The following is an 11,416-nucleotide window of genomic DNA, read 5'->3' on the forward strand; positions in this document are numbered from 1 at the left end:
ATAAAACATTTTGTTTTATTGGTGAATCTTGAAGTGGGGTATCAATGATCCAGATGGGGGTCTATGAAGAAATATTTTATGGTTGATTTATTTATGTTAGCTTCGTCTTTTTTTAAGAAACACAAGAAAAATTACCGCAGCGTAAAGGACCAGCAGCTTACAATTGCAGCCAAAGCAAATATCTTTATTTGCATCATTTTTTGCTTGTTTTGGACCATATATTTTGCATTTGCACAAATATGGTTGATTGTTTACATGGATATCTTTTTTACATTGATCTCCATATTTAGCCTTTTTCTTATTTATATAAATCGAATTTCAGCGGGTATTCTTCTTTCACAGGTCGTACTGCTGGTTTTTCCAGTGGTGTTCTGCCTATTTTTTGATATAGCTACCGTTGATCGTCCGCAGGTAGCTCATTTATTTTTACCTGCTGGAGCGATATTGGGGTATTTGAATTACCGCAGAGACCCAAGCTATTTACAATTCATTTTAATTTTATTGTCGATTGGGTGTTTTATATTTTTTAGTGGGAGCTCTTTTAATCTTGAGAGTGCTATACCGCTGCCTGAAGATATTCGCGATCATGGCGGATGGATTGCAACTTGTGCTGCCACATTAATGATTTGTATTTCAATTTATACCATGCAATTAGAGATACAAATAGAAAACAGCATGGTGAAAGACTTACGCTTAGCTCTTGCTAAACAACAATTTGAGCTTTTTTATCAGCCACAAATCAATTCATCTGAAACGCTGATTGGCGCGGAAGCTTTATTAAGATGGCATCATCCTACTTTAGGGTATGTTCCTACAAAAGATTTCATTCCAGCAGCTGAAACGTTTGGATTATTGCCAGAGATTGGGGAGTGGGTGTTAGCTCAAGGCTGCAAAGTTTTACAAGACTGGAGCAAAAAAGACGAGACCAAAGATCTTACGCTTTCAATCAATATTAGTGCTGATCATTTTATGCAAGCTAGCTTTGAGCAAACCGTAATTGGAATGGTTCAAAAATATCAGATAAATCCATCGCGGCTCATTTTAGAAATCACTGAAAATATTGCTTTAAATAACTGTGTAAGCATGATCGAGAAAATGCATTTCCTGTCAAAAAATGGAATTCAGCTTTCCCTTGATGATTTTGGTACAGGTTATTCATCTTTAAGCTATTTACAAAAAATGCCCATTAGCCAAATCAAAATTGATCGTAGCTTTGTGCAGGCAGCTTTGGATGATAAACGTAGTAATAAACTCGTAACTGGCATTATTAAAATTGGAATAGATTTGAACCTTCGAGTTTTAGTCGAAGGCATTGAAACGACTGAACAATTTAGTGCATTTAAAAACAATGGATGTACTGAGTTTCAAGGTTATTTATGGGGATGTCCTATGCCGTTAAATGACTTCTTAAAACAGATTGCCCATTTCAAAAAATAGGCAAAACAACTATTTCAGCAGTTAAGTATAGAAAGTAAAAAGAGAGTTAGCATTGTTTAGAAAAATTTAAATTAATTTCAAATATGTAATAACAGCTAAACATTTATGGTGAAAGATACGGATATTTATTAAACGGATCACACCATGTCAAGCTTTAAAATAAATACACTTTTACTTTCTCTTATCTCTTGTTCAGTCTTTTTTACGGGGTGTAATGACAGCAATAGTTCAGATGATAATTCGGCTGCAAACCAAGAAATACCCGCAGCGCCCAAGGGCGTAGGCTTTGAAGATACTGCTCCAGTTCCATCGAATATCAGCACCATTGTAGATTCGTGGACGACCAATCAACGTGGCGATGCACGATATGCCACGGTTGAAACAAATGCTGGCGTACGTGTGCTGAGCGGCTTTTTAGATGTATGGACGCCTTCGAGTTTATTTGTAGATGCAGGCCAATCTGCTGAGGCAAGAGATGGTTTTCCAGCAGTAGTCGCATCAAACTGGACAGGTTTACCCGGCGACAGTACGGACGGTACAAAAAAGAATGTAGATGTATTGAACTACAACATTAATTATTCAATTCAAACTACGCATAAACGTACAGACGAAGAAGCTATTCGGGCTTATTTAGATGATAGACGCGGAAAAAGTTATAGCGTAACGACAGGGATGGGAGCGCTAACTGATCCGTGGAGAAAGCTCACTGGGCAGACCACTACAATCAATTCAGTGCCAACCGATGCTGCACAAGTAAAATACGATGATAAAGGCAATAATAGTGGATTAACCACGGCTGATGGCAATGCCAATTTCGGAAAAGTGGTTGAGTTTGTTCAAGCGATGGGTAATAACTCATCGACGGAATCAGCAAAGCGTTTTTATAAATATGCTCGTCCGTGGCGCTGGAGTTCAGAAGTCATTGTTGTGCCTAGTTTAGAGTCTGCAAAAAGTAGCACACCCGCAATTGACGGTGGTTTTCCAAGTGGGCACACCGCCGAAGCTGGTCGAAATGCAATTGCGATGGCGTATTTAGTACCTCAGCGTTATCAGGAACTGATTGCTCGCGGTATGGACCTTGGTGATTCACGTATTATTGCGGGCATGCATTCAGCGATGGACGTGATTGGCGGACGACTCCAGTCGATTGCCGCAGATGTTGCAAACTTAAATGCTATGACTGTAGAGCAACGAAAAGAAGCTTATCTACAAGCTCAAACACAGCTCATGAAAGAGACCAATAGCGCAACGTTTGAATCATTTTATAGTTTGGCCAAAACACCTTATGACACGAATGACCGTTTTACCGATCTTGAAAAATTAAAACAGCAGGTTAATCACTGGATGACCTACGGTTTTAACCAAATTGGCGATAAAACAAAAATAGCAACAGTGCCTAAAGGCGCAGAGGTTTTATTGGAAACTCGACTGCCTTATTTAACTGCCGATCAGCGCCGAGTAGTTCTAAAATCGACAGCGCTTGCCTCGGGTTATCCAGTCATGGATGACATTGAAGGTTATGGTCGCCTAAACCTATTTAGAGCGGGCGCAGGTTATGGCAGTTTTGATGGCGATGTTAATTTGACCATGGATGCAAGTTTAGGCGGCTTTAACCAATATGACCAATGGAGTAATGATATTACGGGTGCGGGTAAACTGACCAAATCAGGCACAGGAACTTTAGCACTGACAGGAAATAACGTATTTACGGGCGGTATTGATTTAAAGCAGGGTGGTTTAGAAATATTGTCTGAGCATGGTGCTGGTCAAGGCGATATTTATATGCATGAAAATAGCCTATTAAAAACCAACTCAGCTAAAACAGTTAACATTGCGGGTAATTTAACTCAGCTTGCAGGAACGACATTCAACATCACGTTTAAATCGAATGTACTTCCAGCAGTTCAGGTGGCAAATACCCTGACTTTAAATGGAACATTGCAGCTCGTCACAAAAGACAATTTAGCGGCAGGAACGTATACGGTGTTATCAGCTAAAAAAGTCCAAGGCACCTACAAAAAAGTGACACTGAATGGCAAGGATATTACGCCAATCTATCAAAATAATAGCGTTAAGTTCACGGTGTCATAAGCGTAACTGAGATAACCAATATCCATAGTTAAAATTTAATTGGGCCACTCCAGAAGTGTAATTAAACAATTTTAAAGAGTGGCCCGACTAAGCAATATGTTTGAATAATGGAAAAATATATCTACATACGAATTTTGCTATAGATAGATTTTACATTCTCGGGACTAATTGCCAGCATGTGAATCGCGCCGTGAATCATTCCGTCTAACAAATGAAAGTTCACCTGAATACCGGCATCCCACAGTTTTTGAGCATATCTTTCACCGTCATCGCGAACGGGATCATATTCACAAATAAAAATGGTCGCATCCGGTAGCCCCTTTAAAGATTGAGCAAGTAACGGGCTGATAAGTTCATTTTGTTTTTCACTTTCATGCGGCACATATTGATCCCAGCAATAAACCATTGTGGATGATTCCAAACCATAACCTTCGGCGTATTGGCTATAAGAATTGCTACTCATTGTTGCATCTAAAGCAGGGTAGAAAAGAAGTTGATGGCTCACCTTAATTTCTGGGTGTTGTTTTGCCATGAGACATGTGGCCGCAGCTATGTTTGCGCCCGCACTATCTCCACCTACAGCAATACGGTTTGGATCAATTCCAAACAGTGAAGCATTCTCATGGATATAACGGAATGCCGTAAAAAAATCATTCAAAGGTGTTGGGAACTTAAACTCTGGAGCCAATCGATAGTCCACAGAAAACACAACCAGTTGAGTAGATTCTGCTAATAACCGACAAGCGCGGTCCCATGCATCTAAACTTCCAAGGCACCAGCCTCCACCATGAGCAAAAACTAAAGCGGGCCGTTGCTCAGTGTTTTCTAGGGAATGGGGAACATAAACACGAACCTCAATTTCCATATCATCTGAAACAGCAACATGAAAACTTTGCTGATAGCTTGCATCATGTTGAATGCCTTGCTGATCAATAATGTCTTTATTTACTTGTTCCCTTAGCTCTTGCAACGAGTTTACAGCCTGTGTGGTTGGTCTGGACTTAAGCCAGCTTTCAATTTCAGCAAGTAGAGGCATCGCTTTTTTCCTGCTGTAAAAAATCTAAAATGAGAGAGCTAAATGTTTCTGACTGTTCTTCCATAATGAAATGACCGCAGTCTTTTACAATCGCACTGGTTAAATGCGGTGAAACCTTTTTCATGGTTTCATAAGGTGCATTGTCTGTGGCATGTTCAGCACCTATGGCTAAAACTGGCATGTCTAAGCTTTTAGTTTCTCTGATTTTATTTTGACGTATGGTCTCTGGAATAGAACGGTAATAATTAAAACCCGCCGTTAATCGACCCGGAATTTTATAGGCTTCAATATAAGTTTCAATCGCCACTTTATCTTTGTGCCACGACCATTTATCAAACATATAATTTAAATAAGTATCTTCACGGCCCGCGATTAAGGCTTCGGGTAAATCTAAGGTCTGGTTAAACATGAAGTGCCAAAGAAAGATATTTTCACTCGGCTCAACAAAAATAGGTGGTGCAGGTGCTAAACCAGGAATCACAGCTTCTGTTACCGCAAGACGAGTCACTGACTCAGGAAAGTCAGATGCAAGTGCATAGGCAACCCACATGCCAATGTCGTGACCAACCACTGAATATGTTGGATATTCAAGTTCAGTCATCAGCATTGATAAAATTTTAGCAATACGCCCCGTATCGTAACTTCCATCCAGTGGAGCTGAATTTCCTGTTCCGGGTAAATCAACAGCGATTGCTTGATAACCCTGTTTCGCCAATTCAAGCATGACTTTGTGCCACGCGTACCATGTTTGCGGCCAGCCTGGAATAAGCAATACAACGGGACCTTCACCTAAGGTCACGTAGTGTAATTTTTTACTTTCGATGTGAGTGTAATGATGTTGGAATTCGTTATGTGAGTTTTCATTGAATAATTGAGTTTTCATGTTGAGTTCTCTTACGATTCCTTAAATACCTAATAACTGATTAATTTGAGTCTGATTCACAGGGGCAGCAGCAAAGTCATCAAACACTTTATCGGTAACATGAATAATATTTTGCTTAATAAACTCGGCACCTTCGCGTGCGCCATCATCCTTATTTTTTAGGCAGCATTCCCACTCCAACGTTGCCCAGCCTTCGTAGTCGTAATGCGCTAACTTGGAAAAAATCGCTTTAAAGTCAACTTGACCATCACCCGTAGAACGGAATCGAGCCGCTCGATTTCCCCAGCTTTGATAGCCGCTATACATTCCTTGGCGGCCTGTTGGATTAAATTCGGCATCTTTAACATGAAACATGCGGATGAAATCTTTATAGATATCGATATATTCCACATAGTTCAGTTGCTGCAAAACAAAATGGCTTGGGTCAAAAAGAATATGGCAACGAGGGTGGTTGCGAGTCCGCTCTAAAAACATTTCAAATGTAATGCCGTCATGCAAATCTTCACTGGGGTGAATTTCATAGCAAAGGTTGACGTCTTGTTCATCACAAGCATTCAAAATAGGAAGCCAGCGACGCGCTAATTCATCAAACGCCGTTTCTATGAGCCCTGACGGTCTTTGAGGAAATGGAAATACATAAGGCCATGCTAGCGAGCCTGAAAATGTCCCCATGTCTTTAAGACCTAAACGGGCAGATGCTTGAATTGAAGCGAGCATTTGTTGTTTTGCCCACTCGGTTCTAGCTGCTGAATTGCCATGCAAATGAGATGGGGCAAAGTTATCGCACATTGAGTCATAAGCAGGGTGTACAGCCATTAACTGCCCAAAAATATGAGTCGTTAACTCACTAATTTTTAAGCCATGATTGTTTAAAGTACCTAAGATTTCATCGCAATAATCTTGGCTTTCTGCTGCTAAATTGACATCAAATAAACGCTTATCCCAAGCAGGAAGTTGTACTGCTTCAAAGCCTTGGTTTGCTACCCAACCAGCAATATCTTCTAGACGGTTAAACGGGAAAACATCATCGCTAAATTGAGCAAGATGAATACTTGGGCCTTTGATGGTTTTCATAATAAAACCTAATTAGTTGTCGATCGACAAACAATAGGCTTAATTTTTGAGAAAAACAACTTTTTATTTGAAAATCAAAACAAAACAGGACTATTTTGAATAAATCTCATTGATTTATTTGTGAAAATATTTTTTTCGAATAATAATGAAAACACGTACTAAGTTTGATAAAGGGTCATTATGGCTGGTAGACCAAGAGAGTTTGATCGAGAAGAAGCCCTCGTAAAAGCGAGAGATTTCTTCTGGCTTCACGGCTATGAAGGCACATCAATGTCAGATTTAGTTGAAGTTTTGGGGATTGCCTCAGCTCGAATTTATAAAGCGTTTGGCTCAAAAGAGGCCTTGTTTAGAGAGGCTGTAAATCACTATGAAAAGAACGAAGGTAATTTTGCGCTAAATGCTTTAAAGCAAAAAAATATTAAGGATGCAATCAACCAATTATTTCAAGATGCACTAGCGCTTTACACGCAAACCAACCATTCCTATGGATGCATGGTGGTGTCAGCAGCGAGTGTGCTAGGCGAAGAAAACCAAGCTGTTTTAGACTGGATGAAAGCACAACGTATTGCACGGGGCCAAAGTCTGGCCGATCGATTTATTCAGGCAAAATCAGACGGTCAATTGGTGGCAGAGGCTGACCCTAAAGCTTTAGGGCAATATTACGCGCTTGTTCTTCATGGGCTATCTGTTCAGGCAAGAGATGGATATTCAAAAGAAGAACTTGATCAAGTGATTAATTTTGCATTAAAAAATCTAGATCAATATATTGTAAGTGCTTAATTAATTAAGCATTTATCTGATCCGTAGCGTAATAACAGAACTCCAAATATATGATATCTGCCTTACATTGAGTTTTTAATTAATCAAACTTAGTAACGTCTGGTATTGACTCTAAATAATCAAAAAATTGCTGTATTTGTTCTTCTGTTACACGTGCTGTAGAAATAGGCGGTAGCTCATCTCTACCAAAGAATCCAACTTCGGGTGTTTCAATACTTGGTGTCAGCTCACCATCAATAATTTCACACCAGAAGAAAGCCTTATACACATGTAAAAACATCGGAGGGTGAGGGTGCTTGGTTCTATCTGTTAAAGCTAATAATTTAATGGCTTTAACTCGTAGACCTGTCTCTTCTATAACTTCTTTTTCAGCATTTTCCGATGCTGAGTAACCTACGTCAGCCCATCCACCAGGAACAGACCATCGTCCATCCTCAGTTTCTTTCGCCAATAGTAATTTATTTTCTTTAAAAACAACTGCTCTGACATCTAGTTTCGGAGTGGCATAACCCACATCTTGAAGAACGTTATTAATAAAATTTTCTGTTTTGATTTCTTTTAATTCTAATAAATACTCAATATGCCCTAAAAGTTGCTGATATCGTTCTTTGTCATAAACATCTTTTGAGTAATGCAAACCTGTTTGAGCAATACCAGTAATTTTATTTAAAGTTTCTAACCACTTAACTGAGTCATTCATTGCAACGGATGCCTTCAAGCTTATATCTTTTAGCTATGGTAAGGCATACTCAGGCGAAGCACTATTAAACAGTTGTTAACTGAAATTTCAAACGAATTTTTTTAAGATTAATAGCTCTACTAGCTTTAAATTTACGGTCTCATAAGTTGAGTTTCAGTACTGAACAATGACGGTAGTAAAATAGGGCGGAGTAAATGGCAAAGTTAGATTTACACTTACTCCTTAAGGATTTTAAGCTTTATATTTCACTCAACGTATCTTTAACAATTTTAAAGGCAGGGGACATTAACCGACGGCTCGTATAAAACAAGTAAAAAGGAGGTAAGGTAACAGCGTGTTGTTCCAATAAACTTACTAACTTTTTTTCTTCTAAAGCTGGTTTCACTAGAAAGTAGGGCAAATAAGCTACTGCGCAACCATCAAGTACAGCATCAAGCATTTCATCTAAACTGGTCATGACCAGTTGAACGGGCCCTCTAAAAAATACACTTTTATTTTTATCTTTAAACTCCCATGCCATTAAAGAGTTATCAGTTAAAAGACGAATATAAATGCCTTTGTGCTTTTTTAGATCGTCTATAGATTGCGGTGTTCCATACTTTTCTAAATATTCAGGTGAAGCGATTAATCGGAAGGGAATTTCTTTACTAATTGGAACCGCAATTAAATCTTTTTCTACCAAGTTTCCAACACGTACCCCAGCATCATATCCTTCTTTTGCAATATCAATTCGTCTGTTTTCGGAAGTCAGTTCCAAAGATATATCGGGATATTGTTTTACAAGCTTTTTAAGCTTTGGCCATAAATAATACTTAATGGTAAATGCATCGGCAGAAATACGCACATGACCACTTGGAAGGTCTTTCATAGAACTAATTTGTTCTATGCCTAAGTCGATATTTTCAATGTTTTGACCAACGAGCTCAATAAGGCGCGAACCTGCTTCTGTAAGGGTGAGACTACGGGTAGAACGGTTTAATAACTTTATTCCTAACTGTGCTTCAAGATTATTAATACTCTGGCTTACAGCCGATTGGGTCACACCCATATATGCCGCAGCTTTCGTAAAATTTTTAGTTTTTACTACTTCAGAAAATGTTTTTAAATCATTCAGATTAATTTTCATGATTCATAAGTTCTACTAATAGTTACGATCAGATTATAGCATCTAATCAGAATAATCTTTGCTTGTTACTATGTTTTTCATGAAGTTCAACACAGGTGAGTCAACAATGAAAAATGTAAAAATCAAAGCACCTTATTGGGAAATCGCTGCAAATCTTCATTTCCCAGAAAATTTTGATGAAAGTATTCAATACCCAGCAATTATTAGTGGACACCCAATTGGAAGCTGTAAAGAACAAACCTCTGGAAATGTATACGGTGCAGCATTAGCAAAAGCTGGCTTTATTGTGATTGCATTTGATGCAAGTTTTCAGGGTGAAAGTGGAGGTGAACCACGTTCAACAGAAAATCCGGTACTTCGTGTAGAAGACTTCCGTTTAGTGACTGATTATTTGATGACGCTTAACTATGTCGATGAAAACCGAATTGGTGTACTAGGAATTTGCGGCGGCGGTGGCTATGCACTCAATGTTGCCATGACTGAAAAACGGATTAAGGCAGTTGCTACAGTAGACGCCGTAAATTTTGGTCGCTTATCGAGAGAAGGCTTTAGCAACTGGAATCCTTTAGAGAAATTAGAGCTTATTGCAAAACAACGTACTGCCGAAGCTCGCGGAGAAACAAGAAGAGTCGATGATTTGCTGCCAAGTTCAGTTGAAGAAGCCAAAGCGGCTGGAATAACAGATATTGATGTACTAGAAGCAACTGACTATTACAAAACCGATCGTGGCTATCAACCAAATGGTGTTGCTAAAACATTATTTTCGCATTCGGCTGTGGCAATCGGTTGGGATGCATTCCACCTAGCTGAAGTATTACTTACACAGCCTTTATTGCTGATTGCAGGTGATAAGGTCGGTGGTTTTGGTTCATATCGAGACAGTTTAGAAATCTATGGTCGAGCACGTTCGCAAAATAAAGAGCTTGTGATTGTAGAAGGTTGGTCTCATTACGATTTATATGACAAACCTGAACCAGTGGCACAAGCATTAGCAAAACTCATCCCATTTTTTCAAAAGAATATCTAAGTTAAGCCTATAAAGGAGCTAACCATGAATACAGTTAAATTTCAAAATTCAAATGGTCAAGATATTACCATTGCAGCGAATATTCACTATCCATCAAACTTTGATGAAACACACAAGTACGTAGCAATTGTTGTTGCTCATCCGGGTGGAGGCGTAAAAGAGCAGACCGCAGGTTTGTATGCTTCCAAGCTTGCTGAACAAGGTTTTATTGCAATTGCATTTGATGCAAGTTTTCAGGGCGAAAGTACAGGTTTACCTCGCCAGTTAGAAAACCCTTACATTCGTACAGAAGACATTAGTGCCGTGATTGATTATCTAACAACCTTAAGCTATGTCGATGAAAACCGTATTGGAGCAATGGGTATTTGTGCGGGCGGTGGTTATGCCGCAAATGCTGCAATTAATGACCGCCGTATTAAAGCAGTAGGTACGGTAAGCGCAGTGAATATCGGTTCTATGTTCAGAAATGGTTGGGAAAACACAGTTAAAGATGCAGATGCTATTCCATACATCCAAGCGGGTTCAGATGCGCGTACAGCAGATGCAAATAGTGGAAATGTTGCAACCATTCCGCTTGCACCTTTAAAAGAAGAAGATGCACCGAATGAAGAGCTTCGTCAGGCGTGGGAATATTACCATACGCCAAGAGCTGAGCACCCTAACTCACCAGGGGTTGCAACAGCCCGTAGCTTAACTCAAATTATTACTTACGATGCTTATAACAAAGCCGAAGCTTTCTTAACTCAACCATTAATTGCAATTGCTGGAAGTGTTGCAGGTAGTAAATGGATGAGTGAAGACCTAATTCAGCGCGCTGCAAGTCAGGATAAAACTTTACATATTGTTGAAGGTTCAAACCACATGGAGTTATACGACATTCCTAAATATGTAAATGAAGCTTCGAACGTACTTGCTGATTTCTTTAAAATGAAATTGTAAAATTACCACTATTGATTTAATAAAAGCCCGTTAATGGGCTTTTATTATTTAAACGGAATTTGCTCATTTTATTGAAAGCACAAGATTGCTTTAGACAGAAAATACTTATTTATAAACCAAACGTTAACAATAAGTTCCTCATTATTTAGCCTTACTTTTTTAATGATCTAATTTAAAACAAATGTCCTTTTGCGTGCTTGACTGAAACAGAGCAGGCTACTATCCTTTGCCTGCTGGCCACATTGCCAGTCGGTTTTAGCAGACCGTGATGAAAGATCGCATCAGAGTTATTCCGTCTGAGGGATACTCTTATGTGTAAACTC

General features: G+C 39.1%; 10 protein-coding genes. 5 read left to right on the forward strand and 5 right to left on the reverse strand.

The window, feature by feature from the left end:
- Nucleotides 1-63: 63 nt before the first annotated feature.
- Nucleotides 64-1,437, forward strand: coding sequence for a putative bifunctional diguanylate cyclase/phosphodiesterase (locus ODQ17_RS12645; protein ID WP_322904044.1), 1,374 nt, complete (start codon nucleotides 64-66; stop codon nucleotides 1,435-1,437).
- Between the two features lie 144 nt (nucleotides 1,438-1,581).
- Nucleotides 1,582-3,528, forward strand: a complete 1,947-nt coding sequence (locus ODQ17_RS12650) for an acid phosphatase (RefSeq protein WP_322904046.1) — start codon at nucleotides 1,582-1,584, stop codon at nucleotides 3,526-3,528.
- Nucleotides 3,529-3,649: 121 nt separating this feature from the next.
- On the opposite strand, the gene ODQ17_RS12655 is transcribed toward ODQ17_RS12650, so the two are convergent.
- From ODQ17_RS12655 to ODQ17_RS12665, 3 genes are read right to left on the reverse strand one after another with little or no spacing between them, the layout of a single operon-like run.
- Complete coding sequence (locus ODQ17_RS12655; RefSeq protein ID WP_322904048.1) at nucleotides 3,650-4,564, reverse strand: alpha/beta hydrolase; 915 nt, start codon at nucleotides 4,562-4,564, stop codon at nucleotides 3,650-3,652.
- Complete coding sequence (locus ODQ17_RS12660; protein ID WP_322904051.1) at nucleotides 4,548-5,447, reverse strand: alpha/beta fold hydrolase; 900 nt, start codon at nucleotides 5,445-5,447, stop codon at nucleotides 4,548-4,550. Before ODQ17_RS12660 ends, ODQ17_RS12655 begins: the two co-directional genes overlap by 17 nt.
- Nucleotides 5,448-5,468: 21 nt before the next feature.
- Nucleotides 5,469-6,521, reverse strand: coding sequence for a sugar phosphate isomerase/epimerase family protein (locus tag ODQ17_RS12665; RefSeq protein ID WP_322904054.1), 1,053 nt, complete (start codon nucleotides 6,519-6,521; stop codon nucleotides 5,469-5,471).
- Nucleotides 6,522-6,701: 180 nt separating this feature from the next.
- Here ODQ17_RS12665 and ODQ17_RS12670 point away from each other — a divergent pair, with 180 nt between their 5' ends.
- On the forward strand, nucleotides 6,702-7,301 hold the full coding sequence (locus ODQ17_RS12670) for a TetR/AcrR family transcriptional regulator (protein ID WP_322904057.1): 600 nt from the start codon (nucleotides 6,702-6,704) through the stop codon (nucleotides 7,299-7,301).
- 79 nt (nucleotides 7,302-7,380) lie between these two features.
- Here the strand turns inward: ODQ17_RS12670 and ODQ17_RS12675 are convergent, their stop codons facing one another.
- Nucleotides 7,381-8,001, reverse strand: a complete 621-nt coding sequence (locus tag ODQ17_RS12675; protein ID WP_322904060.1) for an NUDIX hydrolase — start codon at nucleotides 7,999-8,001, stop codon at nucleotides 7,381-7,383.
- Between the two features lie 238 nt (nucleotides 8,002-8,239).
- Nucleotides 8,240-9,127, reverse strand: a complete 888-nt coding sequence (locus ODQ17_RS12680; protein ID WP_013198349.1) for a LysR family transcriptional regulator — start codon at nucleotides 9,125-9,127, stop codon at nucleotides 8,240-8,242.
- 106 nt (nucleotides 9,128-9,233) lie between these two features.
- Between ODQ17_RS12680 and ODQ17_RS12685 the strand changes: the two genes are divergently transcribed.
- Nucleotides 9,234-10,154 carry an alpha/beta hydrolase gene (locus ODQ17_RS12685; protein ID WP_199942339.1) on the forward strand — a complete coding sequence of 307 codons (921 nt, stop codon included), beginning with the start codon at nucleotides 9,234-9,236 and terminating at the stop codon, nucleotides 10,152-10,154.
- 24 nt (nucleotides 10,155-10,178) lie between these two features.
- Nucleotides 10,179-11,093, forward strand: coding sequence for an alpha/beta hydrolase (locus tag ODQ17_RS12690; RefSeq protein ID WP_322904067.1), 915 nt, complete (start codon nucleotides 10,179-10,181; stop codon nucleotides 11,091-11,093).
- Nucleotides 11,094-11,416 lie beyond the last annotated feature (323 nt).

Origin of the sequence: Acinetobacter sp. IRS14 (assembly GCF_034650275.1) — a bacterium.
GTDB classification, from domain to species: domain Bacteria; phylum Pseudomonadota; class Gammaproteobacteria; order Pseudomonadales; family Moraxellaceae; genus Acinetobacter; species Acinetobacter oleivorans.